This window comes from Bacteroides faecis MAJ27, assembly GCF_900106755.1.
Lineage (GTDB): Bacteria > Bacteroidota > Bacteroidia > Bacteroidales > Bacteroidaceae > Bacteroides > Bacteroides faecis.
This window is the reverse complement of record NZ_FNNN01000007.1, coordinates 224,877-246,227: the sequence shown is the minus strand read 5'-3', so window position 1 is coordinate 246,227 and position 21,351 is coordinate 224,877. Positions and strand designations below refer to the sequence as shown.

Genomic DNA, 21,351 nt, shown 5'->3' with positions numbered 1-21,351 from the left:
TATTTAACCAATTTATTACTATATTTGAAAACAGGATTCAAGTATAAAACCCGAATCCTGAAGTTTTCTATTTACACAAAATGGTGGACAGTGCCAAAAATAAAAATGAATCTAAAGTAGCCAGGTACGCATCTTCCATTAAGATGCGTACTTTTCTATATATCAATAATCTATCCCCTCTGAATGATTTCTGAACCTATATTGAATGATTTTTAAACCTATTATGGTTAATAGTAATTATGGTCCAATTTTGGAAGTTTTTGAATGATTAGAGAACTTCTTTCTACTGGATAACTCGCACTTTTGTAACGCATTTAATGCATAACTAATACTTATGATCTAAATAACTCATAAATCTAATCGTATGGTGATAAATTTACCTAATTTCTCTTTGCAAAAGCCTGTTTGTCGTTTACTTACTGTCATAGGCTTTTTAGGATTCAGCGGGACGATAGCGTCCCAATCAACTATGTCCGAGAATATCGATTCTGTGGGAACTTCCATTAAAAAGAAGTTTTCTTTTAACGAAGGATCTCGTTGGGCTGTTAATAGGAGTATAGGCTCTGCTGGAGGGAATGATACCGTTGATATCAAGAAGCTTCAACGCTCTCAATTTTTATCTGTTCAGCAATTACTGAAAGGAAATGTAACAGGTGTATATGTACAGGAAAATAATGGAGAGCCTGGTACTATCCAAAGTATGCTGGTTCGTGGTTTGTCTTCGCCTGTTTTTTCCAATAAGGATGTATCAGGTGTTCAGCCAACGGTCTATTTGAATGGGATTCCTTTGATGCAGGAGAATAGCTATATATATGATATCAAACAATTTGATATTAATCCGATAGGAGCTGCTGCGAATATGTTGGCTGGATTGGATATATCTTCTATAGAGTCTGTTGAAATCATCAAAGACCCGCTTCAACTTGCCAAATTAGGCCCTTTAGCTGCCAATGGTGCCATCTGGATAACGACCAAAGACGGTTATTATGGTGGGGAGAATGTCTCAATCGGTGTTTCGGCAGGAATGGCCTTTGCTCCGTCTTCGGTTCGTATGACAAATGGATCATACGAAAAGGCATTTCGTCAACGTTTCTATGATGCGTATTCTCTTACACCGGGTAAACAACCCGACTATCTTATGGATACAAGAGATGTACGTTATTTTGGTAAACCGGACTGGGCAGACGATTATTATCAGTCATCACTCTTATATAATGTAAATGCTTCCATCGGTGGTGGTTCAAAAAATGCGAATTATGTATTTACGCTCGCAACGACAAAAGATGCGGGAGTAGCAGACAATACTTCTTATACGAAATATAATATTGGCTTTGCCTTGAATATGGTTCCTTTGGATGGTTTGAATGTTAGTACAATTATTAATGCTGCTAAGATAGACCGTGTCAGGAATCGGAATTTCAGAGACAGGTTTGCTGAGATGGAGTACATGGTTGATTTTTCAACTCCGCTTGCACCTGCCGGCAATTTGTATAATGACTTTTTAATATCCAATGATTTGACCAAAGACGATAATTATAACAATTTACTGAATGGTTTGTTGGCTTTGAGCTATACTAAGCAAAGATTCAATGCTACAGCCAGCATCAAACTTGATTATACAACAAATGTTCGTCGCGCTTTTTGGCCTATGGCTTTGTTGGAGTCCGTCAACTTTGTCTCTAACTATTCTGGATACAATCAACGGATTATAGGTGAAACTTCAGCGAGTTATTGGTTACCTTTAGCTGATATTCATAAGTTGAATATTCAGTGGAATGGCTCTATAATCAGCGATTTGTACCACTATAATTATACTCGTGCCTATGATGGTGATGATGATATGAAGCCGACAACAAGTACCGGGAACTTTAAGCAGTATCGTTATGTTGATCGTTTGGAGAATAGGTGGGTATCGACTTCAATAGCTTTAGATTATAAGTATAAGAATTTGCTTAATGTGGGATTATTGGCAAGGTACGACGGAAATTCTGCTATCCAGTCGGATCACAGATGGATGTTTACACCCGCTGCCTCTGCTGAATGGAATTTGAAGAATCAATTCTTTGCAGGTAGTACAGCATTGTCTGGATTATCATTGCGTGCGTCTTATGCACGAATTGCCAAATCGGTTCAGTCCGACAGGTATGAATTAGGTCCTCAGTACTTGGCAACAAGTATCACATGGAGTGGAGAACCGTTACTCTCCTCAGCTAATGGATTTGCAACAATCACTCGTCCGTATGCATCGGGCTGGGTAGGTTATGATTTAAAGCTTCCCTATTCTGATAAAATGGAGCTTGCTTTGAAAGGTTCTTTTTTCGACAATCGCATTATCGCGGAAATAATTCTGTATAAGAATTATGAAAAGAATTTATTAACATATTTGCCTGTCACTCAAGAAATGGGATATGAGTATAAACTGGCCAGTGGAATGGATATCAGTAATCAGGGATTGGAATTAAATCTTTCAGCATCCATTCTGAAGAACACTCCGTTGAAGTGGGATTTGTCTTTCAATGCAAGTTATAATAAGAACAAACTAGAGAAACTTCCCGAAAACCGGGAGGCAACTGTGATAGGCGACCATAAACTACAAGTAGGTCAGTCAGTTGATGCCTTTTGGGTGTATCAAAATAAAGGCATTTATACAAACGACTCAGAAGTTCCTGTTATGAATGGGAAACCACTGAACATAAATGGAGTTCCTTTTAAAGCAGGAGATCCTGTTTGGACAGACGTTGACGGAAACAATCAGATTAACGACAATGACCGTGTGCTGACCGGACATGCCATTCCACCCTATACAGGAGGATTGACTAATCAGTTTGCTTATAAAGGATTCGATTTCAGCTTCAATCTTTTCTTTGCTTTGGGACATAGTGCTTTAAATCTGCGCGATCAGCAACGTTACGATTTTGCGACTTTGGATAATATTCAGTCCTTGCAGTCTGTTAAAGAGATTTTCTTTTGGCAAAATACTAATCAGCGTGACGATTATCCTATATACAATCCGCAAAGCAGTGTTCATCCTTACCGTGCCGAACAGGACTTGTTCCTTGAAAAGCTGTCTTACCTGAAACTGAGAAATATAACTGTTGGTTACACACTTCCTATAAAGAAAGTTGGTAGTAATATACCTAAAAGTTTGTATTTCTATCTGACAGGATCTAATCTGTTATCTTTCAGTAATTTTTCAGCAGGTGATCCGGAATTAGTAAACTTCAATGGTACCTATGATGGATATTCGCTTCCCATTCCTCGTTCCATTTCTTTGGGACTGAGATTTAAGTTCTAAAAATATCGGAGATGATAAAAAATGAAAAACAATATGAAAAACAATATGAAAAAATTGCGATTAGCTCTTTTCTCCGCACTTGCCTGTCTATTTCTGCAGTCCTGCAATGATTTTTTGGATGTAGATCCCAAACATGCAGCTTCGGAAACCCAACAATGGAAGACCCTTGAAGATACTCGATCAGCATTGATGGGAGTATATGGCTTGACACGCGCAGCCTTAGCCGATAACAATACTCATTGGATATGTGGTGATTTGCGGAAGGGGGATTTTACGGTTTATAAGCGTAGTGACTTACAAGCTGTGTCTGATAATGAATTGAACAAGCCATACGACTTGTTGAAGAAAGTATCTAACTGGAGAAGATTTTATGCTGTTATCAATGCGGCATCTGTTTTTATGGAAAAAGCTCCACGAACTGTCGAACTTGACCGGTCGTATTCTGAACAAAACTTGAAATATGACATTGCTCAAGTACGCGCTTTGAGGGCATTTGCTTATTTTTATATGGTAAGAATTTGGGGAGATGTGCCGTTAGTCACCTATTCTTATGATAACGGAACTTTTCCGTCTATGCCCCGTACAGACGCTCAAACGGTGCTGAGTTATGCTAAGGCAGAACTGTTGACAGCTATAAAGGATTTACCCTATCAATATGGTACTCAAACGAATTTATATTATGGTTCATATGGGGCTCAATGGCAGGGAAAATTGTTCAATAAGTTATCTGCATACTCCGTATTAGCTCACATTTGTGCTTGGCAGGGAAATTATGCAGAAGCAGAGACATATTCTGCATTTATAATAGATCATGCATCTGAGATCAATGCAAAATATACTTCCATTGCCGATTTGACTTCAGAAACAGGGCTGTTTTACTCGAATACAAGTGTAAAAGGTTCAAGAATTTTGGGATTTAATTTTGCTCACAATGATAATGAAGCAACTCAAAGCGGACATCTTGAACAGCTGACTTTAGCTTATCCGTTGGTACAAAAATCGTATCCTGAAATATACATTTCAAAGGACAGCTTATTTTCGATTTTTGCCAATTTCGATGACTTGCGGTTTGGAATCATGGACACCATCAAATATTCATCCTATTATGTTCAGAATTTGAATGAAGAAATTCCGGTGTTCAGTAAAATAAAGATTATTCAGGATGGATCGGCAAAAGACAATGATTTTGGAGTCTTTGGCTCGTCAATTGTTTTCACTCGTCTTGAAGATATCACCTTGCTACGGGCTGAAGCATTATGCGCACTAAACAGAAGCACAGAAGCTGTATCCTACCTGAATATGATCCGAACAAATCGTGGATTGAGAGAAGTATCTTTTAAAAAGGATTTTGGGAATAATCGCGAAAACTTAATTGCCGAGATATTTGAAGAGCGTCGCAGAGAGCTTATGGGAGAAGGCTGGAGGTGGTATGATCTTGTCCGTCGGCAAAAGCTGATGAAAGATAATGAGACATTCTTGCAACTGATCAACAGCGGTGGAATCTACTGGCCGGTATCGGAAGATATCATTACTGCTAATTCACAGATTGAACAAAATGAGTTTTGGAAATAAAAAGAAAACGACAATGAATAAGATACTATTTATTTTATGTCTGACTTCGGCTTCCCTTTGGATGCTGTCTTGTACAGATTACGAAGTGGCTTCATATCCTGAGGAAAATGAAACCGAAGTATTTAATGGAACTGTTTTGGATTATTTGTCCACAGGGAATGAAAGGCTGAATTTGAAATTTGATTCTATGATGGTTCTTGTCAACAATATTCCCGGTTTCATACAACAGATGAAACAGACGGATGTGCAATATACAGTTTTTGCCATACCGGATGCATGTATCCGTTCCTCGTTGGCGCAACTTAACGAGTACCGTAAACAAAAGGAGTTGGGTGAAGCGATTTATTTGAGTGATTTATTAATTGAACCGTTTGTTGTTAAAGATACGGTCGTGAATGTTATAACACCGACTTTAAATGATACGATCATTAACGAATATCATTACGATTATAGAGCTGACCTTGAGCGAATGTTATGCAAGTACATTATTAAAGGTAGTTACGATACCGATAATATTCTTGCCAATGAAGGAAATGCCTCCTTAAATTCTTTGAAGTACAATTATCAAATGAATATAGAATGTTTTCGCAAACCGGCATCCGGATTTGTGGGTGGAGGAGTCAAACAGCTTATTTTCAGTGATATGAAAAACTCTCAGGTAAAAGATAACTGGAACAGAGTTTCTACAGTATGGAATGATGTTTATACAAATAATGGTATCATTCACATCCTTTCTCCACAACACAGTTTCGGTTTTGATGAATTTATTTACGTATTTAATAATTATGGCAATGAATATAAGAAGTAAAAATATTGCGCTGTTGTTTTCCTGCGTATTATTAAGCATGTCGTGTGTCGATAAATATTTGCCGGATAGTTTGGATGCTTTCGACAGAGACGTCAATTTTACTACAAAACTATATCGTCCTCAGCTAGGAAAAAACACTTTGATGTCCGACAACTTTTCATCGGGTAATTCAACGCTTCCTCTTACTTTCGAGATATCACGAATCGTGAGGGCCGATGGAAGCCCTGCACCTGAATTGACGGAATATTTTCCGGTAAAAGTTTGGAAAACTCCATATATGGGTACCGAAAAGTCTATAGAAGAAATAGAAGCTAAAAGAGAAATAGAATATCGTACTCTTTTTCAGGTTAAAAAGCATTCCGGAGAATTTATGATGTGGTCTAATGCCGAATCTTCTTTTGTGCAGTGTGCTCCAAGTGACGGTTATATTTTTGATGTGCTGGTGAAAAACTCGGGAGGATATAAAACTTTTACTGACATGCAGCTTATACCTGTCAGAGAAAGTGATTACGAACCGAGTATATACGATCCGGAAACAGGATTGGTGCAGGGACAGGACTATGTTACACCAAATTCGTTAACCCTTTTTCAAACAGAAAGTGGAGACTATATGTTTCCTGAAGATGTACATATTTATTTTCGTGAGAATCAGGATAATGACGATGATGTAAAAAGTTTGACTTTTCGTTTTTATGGGCCGGATTATACACCGATCTCTCCTTCATCTTTTAATCAGACAGACTGGGCTAATCTGATTCATGGTTTCAATATGGAGAAAACAGATGAATATGTAAAGTACGATGTAGTTTATCCGATGCCATTGGTTGAAATGAAGTCAAAATATACCAATAAAGATGGTAATAGAATAAATGTCAATTTTTTATACGACCGTATTACAGCAAGTGGTTATCGTATGACATCCACTATGTCATTTGAATTTGCGATATACAGGGAAGCTCATTGGGAGATAATAGTTGTATTTACAGCAGGAGCCCCCTTGTTTGAAGATGGAAAATAACTAATTAATACCATGATTCTAATATGAGAAATATATTTAAATATGGCTTGTTGGCTATGGCGATTGCCGTCACCTCGGTTGGTGTTCGGGCTCAGGATATTCCTGTCAGTGGTGTAGTCAAAGATAAAAGCAATAATTCTACATTGCCTTATGCTTCTGTTATTGTTAAAAATGAAAGTGGGAAAACTGTGCCTCAGCTTTCAACCACAACTGACGATAACGGACGATTCTCTACAAAAGTTAAGAGTGGTTACCGACTTGTATTCTCTTTCCTGGCGTTCGACAGTCTTTCGGTCAAAGTTACTAAACCTTCAGAACGCATGCAAATATATCTGAGTCCGACAGAGAATATGCTTGATGAAACAGTTGTAGTCGGATTTAAAAGAGTTAGCAAAGCTGCGGTAACAGCATCGGTTACGGTAATTAAAGCAGAAGACTTGGTCAATACTCCTGTTGCCAATCCGATGGAGTTGCTACAAGGACGTGTTCCCGGATTAAATATTCAGATGAATAATGGTACTCCCGGAGGTCTTCCAAGTTTTTCAATTCGAGGTGTTTCGGATATTTCCGTTCAATCTTCCGGTGATGGTGAGTTTATGATGGGGCTGACTCCTCCTTTGTTTGTTGTTGACGGTATACCGCAGGAAGACGTAACGGGCTATGATGCAGCTGGTTTGCTGTCAGGTGCAACAGTTAGTCCGTTGGCTATGATTCCACTTGAAGATATTGCGAATATCCAAGTATTGAAAGATGCAGCTGCAACTTCCCTGTATGGTTCAAAAGGTGCTTACGGAGTAATTCTTATAGAGACTAAAAGAGGAGAAACAGCCAAACCGAAAGTTTCTTATTCGGCTAACTTTGTAGTGAAAACACCACCGAGGTTGAGAGATGTACTTGCAGGCGGGGCGGAGAGAGCGCTCAGAATTATGCAAATTTTGGGAAATGATACATCCGCCTATCACGGATATAATGAAATCCATAAATTGCAGGCACTGTCAGACAGCTTGAATCCTTATTACAATAATAATACGGATTGGCAAGGTGTCTTTTATCAGACGACTTACAATCAAACTCATAATCTTAGTTTCTCTGGTAAACCCAATGAGAAATTTGACTATAAGATCAATGCAAACTATTATACGGAAAAAGGAATTGTGAAAAACACGGACTTTAACCGATACGGTATCAGGGCAGCAGTAGGATATAAGCCTAATGATAGATTTCATTTGGATCTAAACCTTGCCACTACATTAACCCGAAATAGTAATGGTAGCGGAAATGCCTTCTCACAATCCGGTGTAGCCGCAGGTTCGGCAGCTTCTTCCTTGTTGCCTCCACCGTCTATGTATACAGCTTCCAATTCTGCATTGTCTGTTTTTTCCGTCCAGGCAGATAATCAGAATGTAGTATATGACGCAAGTATGAATATCATGTATCTGTTGCCATTTGATATAAGATGGAGAAGTACTTTAGGATATAAATACGGAACTGTCGAGAATGAGAAATTTACACCGGGTATTTTGAATGCCAATAGGGCTGTTTGGAATAACGGTAGTGAATATAGTTATAATATGTATGTTCGTTCATTGTTGTCAAGAGCAGTAAATTTGGGAATTGTGAATTTTGATTTACAGGGAGGTTTTGAACTTTCATCCGAAAAATATAGCGGTAACTTTATTACGCTGAATGGATTGGCAAGTGACCATATATGGTCATCCGGTATGCCGTCCATGGCTGGGGGAAGGTCGAATCTTTCAGATAAAAAGAATACGTTTGCACTTATTATAGATCCTCGACTCTCGCTACCTGGTGGGAAGTACGTATTCACTCCCAATATTCGTCCTGAAATAAATTCATCTTATGGGTCGCAGGCGAAATGGGCAATAAATCCTTCATTGGGATTTCGCTGGAACTTCAGCCGTGAATCTTTTGCTAAAAAATGGAAGTTTCTGGATGCCGGAGCTCTTCGTGTAACTTGGGGACGTAGTACTACTTATAAAGCTAGTATTTATGATATATGGGGAAGTTACAATCTGAGTAAAGATACTTACAACGGAGTTTCTATTATTCCAATTGATAAAAACGCTATGCCGAATCCGGATTTGAAGCCGATAACGTCAACATCATGGAATTTTGGAACAGACTTATCATTCCTTAATAATAAAATTATGTTCGTTGCCGAGGCGTATTATAAACAAATAGACAATCAGCTAAGTTCGATAGAGTTGGCTAACCACAATGCTTTTAATTCCGTAAGAAGTACGAAAACGAGTCTGGTTAACTATGGATTGGAGTTTTCGTTGAACGTCCGTCCGTTATCAAGGCAAAGCAATTGGGATTTGAATGTGGCAACTTCACTGGCAATTAATAAAGACGTGATCGCAAAGCTGCCTAACGAGGTGCGGCAGATTATTAACAGTGATGCGGAAGTGGTGAATAAATTAGGTTCTAACGCGATGGGTAATTATCTTTATGTGTATAAAGGTGTATATGCGACTGACGAAGACGTCCCTGTTAATCCGCTGACCGGAGAACGCTTGCGGATGGGAGGGAATACTTCTACTCAAGCATACTTTAAGGCGGGAGACCCTATTTGGGTGGATGTAAATGGTGATTATATCATCGATGAAAAAGACAAGGTGATTGTAGGTAATTCACAGCCGAGGATGACCGGTGGTATCAGTATCAATCTTCGCTATAAAGCGTTTTCTATCAACACTAACTGCTCGTTTACGTTGAGACGTGATATTATCAACAAGGCTTTGGCAGACCGTTTTAGGGCTTATGGAACACCTGTAGCAGGTAAGGTGGACCTTACGGGTAGGGGAGCTTTAACACCTATTGAAGCCTATAATTTCTGGACAGAAGATAATATCTATGCCCAATATCCTAATCCGTTTGATTATACCCGTTCAAGTATTATTCAGCCTTTCAGGTACGACCAGACACTGTTTATGGAAGATGGCTCTTATTTTAAAATTAACGGTATATCTGTGGCTTATACTATTCCAAAGAAAATGCTGGATTTTTTTAGGATCAGCCGATGTCAGCTTAATTTTAGTATGAACAATATTTATACTTTCTCCAAATATTCAGGCATCAATCCCGAAAATGTAAACAATTTGGGATATGACACATCCGGTGGTTATCCCAACGGTCGTACTGTGACATTTGGTGTCTCAATGGATTTTTAGATGAACGATTAAATATAGAAGAATATGAAAAATATAGTTTTAATAATGACTTTGATAGTATCTTGCCTGTTTGCCGGTTGTGATTCGCTTGCAAATAAGAGTGAAGACAAACTATCGGGTGATGATTTTTGGGCGCAGGGAAATGAGACGAATGCGGAAGCATTTTTGTTGAGCATATACAATTCGTTTCGGAATGCAACAATGTCACAACGTCCTTTCCTCACGTATAGCGGAGATATGCGGTGCGCTCCAATAACAGCCTACAGCACTTGGGATAAATATGTAGCTTATTTAGCTAACAACGATATGGGTGAATTGCGTAATACGTATCCCGATGATGCTAATGGCGGTTTAATTATGCAATGGGATGTGTTTTATACTGCCATACAGGATGCCAATATTCTGCTTGCTGAAATAGACAAAGTGCCCGGCATGGATGAATTGAAACGGAGTCGTTTTAAGGCAGAAGCTATTTTCATGCGTAGCTTGTCTTATTTTTTCATCGTAAGGGCCTTTGGAGATGTGCCTTATTATACAAATGCCTATAATGAAGCTCCCTTGCCAAGAACCAATATGGTTATAGTTTTGCAAAATTGCCTTGCCGACTTACAACCTTTGCTTGACGATGATCCGGGAGCGGAAGTACTACCATGGTCATATTCATCTTATTCGAGCAAAGGGATTAGAGCCTCCAGAGGTTCTGTTATTGCGCTAATGATGCATATAAACTTGTGGCTTGTACAGTTTGATGCACAAAATAAAGAGCAATATTATAGGAATGTTGTTTCGTTAGGCGAGGAACTGGAACGTAACAATGGAGCTTATTCACTGCTTGATATAAATAGAAGTTCCGTCATCTTTGCTGGAGGGTCAGACGAAGGTTTGTTTGAGATTGCACAAAATATAAATTTCAATGAGATATTTATGATGAATGCAAAGTTTTCTGATAATGTTTCCTATTCTTGTTTGAATAAGTCAATGCCGCTATTCTGTTATTCAGGAGATTATCTTATGACGCTGTTCCCTATGTATGAAGACGATGCGAGGAAGGAACTATGGTTTGACGAAAAGATATATTCTACTTCGGTTTCAAGTTCTGCTCCTAAGGAAATCAAGAAGTTTTGGAATATTGATACTTATGGAAACGGAACAATTACGTCCAACTCCGGCAATCAAATAGTATTCCGTTATGCAGGTGCACTTTTGTTGTATGCTGAAGCTCTTGCCGCTTTGGGGACTAACGATACAAAAGCCTGCGAATTACTCAACCGGGTCCGCAATAGGGCACATGCTTCCGAAATTAATACCTCGGGTAGTGAACTGATGGATGCTATTTTCTGGGAACGCTGCAGAGAGCTTATCGGTGAAGGACATTACTATTATGATTTGGTTCGTACAGGAAAGGTGTATAACAGAAACTATTGCATGAATCCGATGACGCGTACTAATTTCAATGTGGGGGCATGGACATGGCCTATTCATCGTAATGCGTTGAAGAACAATACACTGATTGGATTGAATTTATTTTGGGAGTAACTCTGATAAACTTAAAATGTATAGATATGAAAAATAATATCAAATTATGGAAGAAAATTGTCGGATGCTGCCTGTTGGCAGTACTCATGTACAATTGTGCCGATGATAGTTATTTAATTGATGGTGGAAAAGCGAACCCTTATTATAATGGGAATATGATGCAATATTTGGAATCAAGACCTGATTATTTTAAAGATTTGGTGGAAGTCATCCGGCTGTCCGGTATGGAAGATGTTTTTGAAAACGAAGAAATTACCTTTTTTGCACCTACTGATTGGTCAATCCGTGGTAGTTTTAATTATCTGAACCGTGTTTGGTATCGTATGGGCCATGACAGCATTAAGAGTTTTAATCAGATAAAACCGGAAGTCTGGCGTGAAATGCTGTCTATGTACATCGTAAAAGATAAATATTTGCTGAAAGATATTCCTCAAATTGATACGACTGCCATAGCAGCTTATCCGGGACAGGCATTTCTATCTTATGGTCAGCAGCCTATGAATATGGGCGTTGTTTATTATGATGCAAACAATGTGAAATATGCCGGTGCAAGACAAATCATATACTCTTATGTCTATGATTTCACTATAGGAGATATGAAAAACGCTTATGTAGCAACATCTGATATACAACCGACCAACGGAGTGGTACATGTACTCAGGTTAACCGATCATGCATTTGGTTTTGAACCATATCTTTTCGCTACCAAAGCTATAAATGCAACAATAGAAACAGAACCGGATAATTAACTATAAATAAAGATAGTACAATGAAACATATTACCATTTATTCGTTAATGATTGTTTGCTCCGTATTCACTTCGTTATTGGCAACATCCTGTAACAGTGATCTGAACAGCAATATTAAAGATGATCCGTACAGTGGAGGAAAAGCTCCGCTCGGAATCGGTTTGCTGGCTGAATCTCCTTCTCCGGAAAGTGCTTATCCCAATGATACGGTTGTATTCAAAGCAAAAGGGATGTTGAACTGGTGTGATCCGCAATCAGGACGTTACGATTTCAAGTTCTATATTTCTGATGAAGAAACCAAAATTGTAACTGCTACCGACACGACAATCACCGTGAAAGTACCTGGAAATCTTAGTTCGGGTACGGCTTATATTGTATTGAAAGAACAGGTTTTCTATGGACCTCGTCTCACTGTATTAGGAAATATTAAAATAGATCACTCATATGGCTTTAAAGGCACTTCGGGGCCTATTTACGATTGTGCGGAGCACTATTCAAAAGCACGGGTATATTATCCTGTTGGTGACTATATGCAGGCCTACTACAATGAAAATCGTTCGCAGAGTTTTTCTTGTATATCTATGGTTTTGACAGACGGCTCTGTATCGGGAAAATGGGTAACTGACTTCAAACTTGATCCTGGTCAGGGAGCCGGCATTGATCTGGCCAATCCGGGAGTGACAGATATTGAATGTTACCTTAATTCATTTACTTATTTTCCTAGTGACCACAGGGTTCTTCTGTCGGGTAAATTTTCAGAATACGGCTGGGATAAGTTGCCGGTCAATAACATCACGATAGCTACTAATGAAGTAGCCTCGTATTATAAAACTGTGGCGCTGCCTTCGAAAAAGAATAATACAAGCATAAATTGTAAGATACCGGTCTTCAACGGGGGAACCCTTGAAGCGCCTGTACGTACATTTATAACTTCCAATGAGAAGGTAGTAGCAGTAGGAAATATTACTAACTACTGTCGTATTAATACCGAAAAATCCTATGCTGAAAGTATGGTTTTGGATTATTCGAAGGTTGCAAGTGTGTTGCGTATGTCAAGGACTGGAGAACTTGATGATAACTATCGCAGGGATGCAGAAGGAGTTGTCGGACAGATTTTGGATGCTTGTATGGTCGAGAATGACGGTATTGTCATAGTAGGGACATTCAGCAGTTTCGATGGACAGCCTGTGAAGAACATCGTGAAGTTGAATGCCGAAGGTACCCTTGATGAAACTTTTATGAGAAACATCGGTACGGGCGCAAATGGAAGTATTACTAAAATCCGGTACAATAAAAACAAAAAGAAAATCCTTATAACTGGGGAGTTTTCTGAGTTCAACGGTATTCCTGCACAGAGTGTAGTTATGTTGAATGATGATGGCACACGTGATGAAATTTTCAAAATCGGAAAAATGGAAGGAGGATTGGCCAATTTTGCCTGTCTGCTTGATAATGATAATATTGTTGTTTCAGGTGCGTTTACGAAATACGATGGTGTGACTCGCCGTGGTTTCCTTATATTGGGTCGTGATGGAAAGGCGCTGCAACAATTTAATGTACCGGGCATCTTCCAGGGTGAACTCTACAAAGTAATTGAAACTCGTACTTCGACCAATTCAAACGGATTGCTGCTGCTTGGTGATTTCAGCCGTTTTGATGGTAATATGGTTCGCAATGCGATGATGATAGAAGTTGATTATGAATAACTTATTATGAAATACAATGGAAAAGTTGATAAAAAATATAATGCTTTGCCTGTTTGCTGTATTTGCATTCTCGTGCAATGAGGAGATGGAACGGCTTTTGACTGATGATTATCCGGAGTCGGGTACTGAATATACTACGGGACACGTATTGATGGTGGTTATCGACGGTGCATCCGGAATAGCCGTTAATGAGGCGTACAATACACGAAAGGCTTCAGTTATCCGCTCCATGACGGATAGATCTTTGTTTACTTTTTACGGACTTGCCGACAATGAAGAAGGGGTAAGTAAAGAACGTGGATGGGCAAATTTGCTGACCGGAACAACAAAAAACGGGCTTGATGTCAATCAAGGAATTGACGAACTCGAAACGCCTTCTTTTCTTCAACGATTGAAAGAGGCGGATGAAAATCTGAAAGTCAGCTTTTATTCTTCTGATACGGAGTTTTTCGGAGCTTTCGGGAGTGTTGCCGATACTAAAAGAAAGACTTCGGCCGACAGTGAAACCGCTGATGCTCTTATTACTGAAATCAATGGTGAAACAATCTCGGATATCGTAGTTGCACAGTTCGGCGGTGTTCAACAGATTGGTGAGCAATATGGATTCTGGAGCAATGAGACAACCCCTACTAATGAGGTTATTGATGCAATCTATGATGTAGATGCTTTCATCGGTAAAATAATGAAAGCACTTGAAGCGCGTCCGCGTTACGTTCAGGAAAACTGGCTTGTAGTTATTACATCTTCCTATGGTGGTGTTTATGAAGGTAATGTAACTCCGGCATCATTGTATGATGATCCGCGTCTCAATTCTTTCATGATGCTCTATAACAGTCGGTTTGCATCCAAATTGTTGCAAAGGCCGGGCTCGGATGAACTACAATACAAATTCTATAGTCCTTATTTCGTCGGTCCCGGACAAAAAGCGACAACAAATGCCGTTATGACTGGAAATACCGAGTTTTTTAATATGGGTAAACGATGGAGTTCCAATCCAGATGAAGAGGTGGATAAAAGTGGATATACCATTCAGTTTAAAATGTTTGATAAGCACGGTGACCCCTGGGGTAATAGAAATATAATATCGAAAAGATATCAAAAAGCAGGTACAGGCTGGCAGCTAATGTTTTCTAATAATACTCAAGTCGAATTTGCAGCAAATTTTAAAGAGGGTTCTTCGGTTTTCCGCTTACCATCTACGAGACGTGACGGATCATGGCATTCTTATACGCTAGTTATAAAAGAGGTTGATGATACCCAGAAAGGTGACTCCATCTTATTTTATCTTGACGGTAAGTATCAGATGGGATGTAAGATAGACGGCAGTAAAGATATGTGGACAGATGCGCCTCTTGCCATCGGACATACGTTTTCTCCGGACAGACCTAGTCAGGCAAATCTATATATAAACGATCTCCAGTTTTACAATGTTGCTCTACCTGCTGATATTATTGCGGAGTATCATTGTACTACAAAACTGGACCTTTTGGGTGAATTATATCCGTATTGGAATAATCTGGTGGGTTATTACCCCAACGATCGCGAAGATGATATCGGATTATCTTATTTGGAAGATTATTCGAAATATACATCAAAAGATAAAAGATTATACTTCAATAAACCGGTTGGTACGTTTACGCCTACCGATGATTATGTAACGCGCAGGCAGGAGAGTATTGTAACGGATAAGGTATGCCCACTTATAGACGATTCCTACTATAAAACGGTTCTTAATACAGTCGATTTATCCTATCAGATTTTTCAATGGTTTGGAGAGCCGGTTGATTCTTCCTGGAATTTCGATGGTGAAGGCTGGGCATTAGATTACGTTTCTTTAAATAATTAAATTAGAATGCAATATGAAATGCTTTAATAAACTAAAAGCCGATTATGCAGTTTTGCTGTCATTCATTTCCTGTATGTTTTTTATGGGAAGCTGCAACATTGCTTATCAATATGATATCGAAAGCGGGACAGAAGATGATACCGCTGATTCTACCAATGTAACCATAGTAACAGGTGAAGGAATTGATGTCAGTATGTATGAAAGTGCCCGTGTTTTTCCGGGTTTGGTAGATACTTTAGTCGATAATACTGTCAATACACTGCTTGCGCTTGATTTAAGCAAGAGATACATTCCTGCATACGATCTTGACGTGCAACAAGTTCCTCGTCCGATATACAGTACCGGGCTTTATGCCGGAGCAGGTGAACTGATTACCATAACCATTAATGACAACACTATGGGGTTGACGGTTATCATCGGTTCTCATTTAGACGATTTGACGGATATTTCTCCCTACTTGCGTTTGCCGGTAGTTACTACTTCGAAGCAACTGTTCCCGGGAAAAAACACGATTCGTAATCCTTTGGGAGGTATGATATGGATCGAAAAAAGCAAGGATGTGAATGGCAGTGCGGATTTTGTAATGGAGATTAACGGGGCTTATCGTTCGCCTGATTTTATTGTCGGTTCTACTGATGTAACAGCGTGGGTTGAGCAGTTGCGTACAACGACTGTACCGTGGCTCGAGTTGCGTGGCCGGCATGTCGCTTTTTCCGTTCAGCGTGAACGATTATTGGATATGATAAATGATGATCCTTCTATAGCTGAAAAGATGCCGAACACACTGGAAGCATGGGACAATGCTGTCGAGACCTATTATTATAACTATTACAGTTTGCAGGTTGGGGCACAGGATTTTTCAATGCGTGCTCCCGATTTTCCTGAGCGTGTGGTGCTGGATGTGGAGTTGTTGGACAATCTGTATATTCGTAATGCCGATTATGGTGTAGTGGCATTGAATACAAATTATCTGTTGAATGAGCTGGCTAGCTATCAAACGTTGAAATCCGGTAATTCTATTGCTATTTTTAATGCGTTATATAGAAATTACTCTTTCAGAGATATAAAATCACCATGGTGGAGCGAAGTATCTGATGCAGTAAAAGCAATTCCCCTATATCGCATGGCTGAGAAAGGGTTAAGAGAGGATGGGTATCTGATGGGGCCGATTTTCCCGGAAGAAGGCAGCAGCATTGCGGAGCAATTCCCTAAAGCATTGGCATATGCAGATACCGATAGTAGTCGCTGGTTTGTATCTGATATAAAGTCGGAAGTACGGCCGACATACGCATTGGCAAGCCTTGTCCAATTAGCTAACTACAAAAATGATGATTGGGCCTTTTATATAGAGTTGAACCGTATGATTAAAGATAAAATTTCCGTAGATCATTCTACTTCTACCTATTTCTTTAAGGCTTTATGTGACTATTTTAAGGAAGATTTTTCACCATTCTTTGAGCATTGGGGCTATTCGCTGACAGACGAAGCCCGTGGTTATGCATCGAAATATCCGCTGATGGATAAAGCAATATGGAAATACTCGCCTCTGGCAGAAAATCCATCAAGTGGTGTGGTTGATTTCCCAAGTAACGGATATCACTACCGTCATAATCGGACTGACTGGGAGATTTATGCACTGGATGCAAACGGAAGCGATAACTTTAATTCCGGGCAGTCGCCGGACCGATTGCTGGACAGCGACAAATCAACAGGATGGACTTCATATTACAACAATGATACAAGTACTCCGCCACTTCCGTATTATTTGTTTATTGATATGAAAGAGACGACAGATGTGAATGGTGTATTTCTGACAGGCAACAATTCTGACTTGGCAGCAACTAAGCTGATTATTGAGACTCCGGTAAATCAGGGAGAAATAATTGAGAACCCACTTGATGATAACATAGCTTGGAGGGAGATTATGCAGGTAGACTCCATTGCATATCCCGAACTGCCATATACTAAAAATGAAGGTTTCTATGATTTTCCATCGAAAGAACAAGTGAGGTACCTGCGTATTAAACTTCCTGATCCTAATCGCAATGATAACTGGAATGAAACGGACATGTCTCGCTTCAAGTTCAGACAGCATTCGTTTACCGAGTTTGGGACATTTTATTATAAACCGTAAATTTATATCAGATGAATAAACTATCACATATTTTCACATACAGCTTGCTTGTTGTTTGTGTCCTGGCATTTAACTACGCTTGCACGGAATACGATACACCTGCTGAAATAGCAGACGATGGAACTATAGATACCGGCATATCTACCAAAATCCATCGTAAAGTATTGTGGATAAATATAGATGGTGCGGTTGGTGAAGTGGTGAAGAACTCCCTTCCTGCCGACGGTGCCATCGCTAAGATGCTGAAAAATAGTAAATATTCGTGGGCGGGAGTGAGTGACAATCGTACTCTGTCTGTCGAAAGGAACGAAGACCCTGTAACGTGGGCAACCATGCTCACTGGGGTCATACCCGAAAAACACAGTATAACAGATGATTCTTATACTGCTAATGTGGAGTACAATCCGAACAATCCGAATGAAAAGGTCATTCATTATCAAAATGTAATTAGTTATATTTCGAATAATGACGTGAATATGCTTTCATTATGTGTGACACCTTGGGCGAAACTGAACAAAAATATGCTTAATAATGCTAAGACTACCATTACTTCAGAAAATGACGTTCAAACCCGGGATGTGGTTCTTAATCATATTGTGAATGAAGATTACACATTCATTTTGGCCGATTTCTCAGGAATGTTGGAGGCCGGGAAGAGTGGGGGATTCAAAGCGGACAACGCCTCTTATGTCAGTGCACTTAAAACTATAGACGGATACATTGGTGAATTTTTGTCGGCGATTGATGCCCGTGAGAATGCATTTTACGAAGACTGGCTTATTGTTGTAACTTCCAATCACGGTGGATCGGCTGACGGTCGTTATGGTGGCGCTTCGGAAGTGGAGCGTAATACGTTTGGTCTGTTTTACTACAATCATTATACGGAAAAACATTTGAATGGTAATAGACTATACGGCGCATATTTTGATTCTCAGAATGAATACAAGGCTGTCGTTTTTGATAGTATAGGTAAATATTATTCTTTAGGTATGGATGCATTTTCAATGGAGATCATAATGCGTATGGTTCCTAGGCAGGACGGCACATATAATGGTAACAATTGGGATCGCATACTTGGAAAAGCCGGCTGGGGACTATATAGGCAGAGAGGAACTGTATCCATGAGAACAAATCCTAAGGAAGGTCCTGCTCTTGAGCAAGCTATTACCGGATACAATGATTCTAAATGGCATCACTATGGTGTTAGCATAAGTTCTGCTGCCTCCGGAAGGAGAAAGTGGCTCATCACTTTAGATGGTAAGTTACAGGGATCGGGAGCCACGGATACCCAGGGATTGGCTCCGGATTCAAGTCTTTTTGCGATAGGTGGTTATTCTGTACCAACTTCCTATTATATATCGGAAGTACGTCTATGGAAAAAGGATCTTGCTGAAAGAGAATTTTTGCAACTATCGGGAGAAATTGATATTGAACCTTCAGGTGATATGCTCGGCTATTGGAAATTTAAGCCAACAGAGCAACTTGAGAAATTAGAGGAGGATACATTAGTAATTAAAAATCAGATACAGGGTGGACTGAATATGTATTATATTAAAGATAAAACCAGCAGTTCTCCGGATATCGAACAGAAAGCCTCTGCCATGTTTGCAAATACCTTGCCTACCAATGTCAATGCTGAAAGAATCTGTGTTGAGAATACGCTGATAGTACCGCAAATTCTCTATTGGTTAGGCATCTCGGCGCCATCCACATTAGATGGATACGTGTTTATCAATAACTACGCGCTTTCAGAAGAATGGCGCGAAGAGGTGGATACGGAATAATCTGACGAAAATAAGAAAACTCTTGTCCGATGGTGGAATGAATGGAGGAGGACCGATTAAATATCAAATATTTGTGTCGGTACTCCTTCTCCTTGGATAAGACTTTAATCCACAGATATTTAGTTACTTGTTGATTTTGTTGGATGTAAAAGAATCTTTTATGAAAGCAATTAAATTATCAATCCTGTTTCTTGTCCAGATCCTATTTCTTTCATGTAGCGAACAAGTGTATGTCGATGGTACTTCCAAGCAAGTTATAAAAAGAGATAAGATGATTACTCAGGCTATCAGTCAACTGACACCCAAAAACAAACTGCTTGCAAGGGAAATTAATAAAAATGTTCAGGATACCATACTTGAACGGCTAAACATGAATATTGCAGGGAGATGGCATGATTCATCCTTGTCCTTAACTTTGATGAAGTCCACTATAAAGTTTGTACCGGTTATTGATTCGCCTTCAAGATTATATTTAGTGGACGATTCCGAAAAGGTATTTAGAATTCCAGAAAAGTTTGCTTGTTTTTATGGGCAGAATGATAATGGGGAAACAATCTATTTTTATGCTATATATCATGCTGAAAACTTTATGAAAGATGCTAATCCGAAAAGTTATTACCAAGGATATGTTGAAGTGTTTGGGAAGGAAGCTGCGGACAAGATGGTAGAAAGTAGCATAAAGAGGACAGAAGCGGAAAGATGGGAAATTATGCCGTTTACACCGCAAAAAAATGGAACAAAGAAGTTTGAATATGCTAGAGAACATTCTGATGATGGGACATTTTTTATTTTGACTCGCGAAAATACTTATCCTCATATATGTTTCTTTAAGGATAAAAAGCCTTATTATTGTTGGGGAGCAAATCAAGATGAATTATCTATGGAGCCATTGGAAAATTATTTGAAACCATAGTTAATACGAATTAATTGTGCATAATTAATCAGCCCTTCACCTTCTCTCTACATCCCTTATCAAATGGGAGAGAACGGGTGAAGGGCTTCCTGTTTCATCGCTCTTTCATCGTTCTTTGTATTTTAAATCTACCGATACCCTGTAATTACCCGGAACCGGAGTATAAATCGGTTGATAGATCGTCCCTTTATTTTGCAATTTCTTTTCTGCCATTAACCTCTTGATATGGCGATATGCAGTGATTTGCGTCATTCCGCAGAGGTATTGAAAGTCTTTCCGGGTGATAATCTGGTTTTCAGCAAAATATTCAGTCAGTTTCATGTCAATTTCTACTTCTGATAAATTGGCGGAGTGTGGTCTTATTTTAGAACGCTGGAATTTCATGTGACACAATTCCCCTTTCAATTCTTTATCAGCTTTAAACTTTATAGCTTTCAATTTTACCCGGTGCACACGTTTGTCTTTCGGGTTACGTATTTCTTCTTCGCAGGAAAGAGTGACCTGAAAGAATCCTAATCCGTCGACATGCACCTTTTTACCTTCCAGAAGGCACTGGGCTACTTCATTTTTCAGTTCTTCCAAGGTTGAAATAATGTCCGATACTCTTAATGTGGAGCGATCATGGATGCGATAAGCCAGTTTCTCGGTATTGACAGTTTCAAAACTTACCGGACGGGCATGATAACGCGTCTTGTTCTTTTTCTCCTTTGGCATCGGAGTCTTGTATAATTCAAATTGTACTGCCATTTCTGCTTTATCTTTAAATGATTTCTTGTTTTTAGTGCTGATATCTTAT

Annotated in this window: 13 protein-coding genes; 12 read left to right on the top strand and 1 reads right to left on the bottom strand. The window is 39.2% G+C overall.

The window, feature by feature from the left end; genetic code table 11:
- The first annotated feature begins 364 nt into the window (after positions 1–364).
- From BLW31_RS08785 to BLW31_RS08730, 12 genes are all read left to right on the top strand, one after another.
- Positions 365–3,295 carry a SusC/RagA family TonB-linked outer membrane protein gene (locus BLW31_RS08785; protein WP_022301466.1) on the top strand — a complete coding sequence of 977 codons (2,931 nt, stop codon included), beginning with the start codon at positions 365–367 and terminating at the stop codon, positions 3,293–3,295.
- Positions 3,296–3,328: 33 nt separating this feature from the next.
- Positions 3,329–4,867: a RagB/SusD family nutrient uptake outer membrane protein gene (locus BLW31_RS08780; RefSeq protein WP_029425479.1), complete on the top strand. Its 1,539-nt coding sequence runs from the start codon at positions 3,329–3,331 to the stop codon at positions 4,865–4,867.
- Positions 4,868–4,880: 13 nt separating this feature from the next.
- Positions 4,881–5,675 (top strand): hypothetical protein, encoded by a 795-nt coding sequence (locus tag BLW31_RS08775; protein WP_029425480.1) that lies wholly within the window; start codon positions 4,881–4,883, stop codon positions 5,673–5,675.
- On the top strand, positions 5,659–6,693 hold the full coding sequence (locus BLW31_RS08770) for a DUF5007 domain-containing protein (RefSeq protein ID WP_029425481.1): 1,035 nt from the start codon (positions 5,659–5,661) through the stop codon (positions 6,691–6,693). The genes BLW31_RS08775 and BLW31_RS08770 overlap by 17 nt, the downstream gene beginning before the upstream one ends.
- Before the next feature lie 23 nt (positions 6,694–6,716).
- On the top strand, positions 6,717–9,887 hold the full coding sequence (locus tag BLW31_RS08765) for a SusC/RagA family TonB-linked outer membrane protein (RefSeq protein ID WP_010537543.1): 3,171 nt from the start codon (positions 6,717–6,719) through the stop codon (positions 9,885–9,887).
- Between the two features lie 24 nt (positions 9,888–9,911).
- The gene (locus tag BLW31_RS08760; protein ID WP_029425482.1) at positions 9,912–11,423 is read left to right on the top strand and encodes a RagB/SusD family nutrient uptake outer membrane protein; all 1,512 of its coding nucleotides are present in this window, start codon (positions 9,912–9,914) and stop codon (positions 11,421–11,423) included.
- 26 nt (positions 11,424–11,449) lie between these two features.
- Positions 11,450–12,172, top strand: a complete 723-nt coding sequence (locus BLW31_RS08755) for a fasciclin domain-containing protein (protein WP_010537545.1) — start codon at positions 11,450–11,452, stop codon at positions 12,170–12,172.
- A gap of 20 nt (positions 12,173–12,192) precedes the next feature.
- Entirely contained in the window at positions 12,193–13,878 is a 1,686-nt protein-coding gene (locus tag BLW31_RS08750; protein WP_010537546.1) for a DUF5124 domain-containing protein, read from the top strand.
- A gap of 16 nt (positions 13,879–13,894) precedes the next feature.
- Positions 13,895–15,724 (top strand): LamG-like jellyroll fold domain-containing protein, encoded by a 1,830-nt coding sequence (locus BLW31_RS08745; protein WP_229035620.1) that lies wholly within the window; start codon positions 13,895–13,897, stop codon positions 15,722–15,724.
- Positions 15,725–15,737: 13 nt separating this feature from the next.
- Positions 15,738–17,858, top strand: coding sequence for a M60 family peptidase N-terminal accessory domain-containing protein (locus BLW31_RS08740; RefSeq protein ID WP_010537548.1), 2,121 nt, complete (start codon positions 15,738–15,740; stop codon positions 17,856–17,858).
- A gap of 11 nt (positions 17,859–17,869) precedes the next feature.
- Entirely contained in the window at positions 17,870–19,642 is a 1,773-nt protein-coding gene (locus BLW31_RS08735; protein ID WP_010537549.1) for an alkaline phosphatase family protein, read from the top strand.
- A 160-nt stretch (positions 19,643–19,802) separates the two neighbouring features.
- Positions 19,803–20,555 carry a hypothetical protein gene (locus BLW31_RS08730; protein ID WP_010537550.1) on the top strand — a complete coding sequence of 251 codons (753 nt, stop codon included), beginning with the start codon at positions 19,803–19,805 and terminating at the stop codon, positions 20,553–20,555.
- 105 nt (positions 20,556–20,660) lie between these two features.
- Here BLW31_RS08730 and BLW31_RS08725 read toward each other — a convergent pair whose 3' ends face one another.
- Entirely contained in the window at positions 20,661–21,302 is a 642-nt protein-coding gene (locus tag BLW31_RS08725) for an HU family DNA-binding protein (RefSeq protein ID WP_008760576.1), read from the bottom strand.
- Positions 21,303–21,351 lie beyond the last annotated feature (49 nt).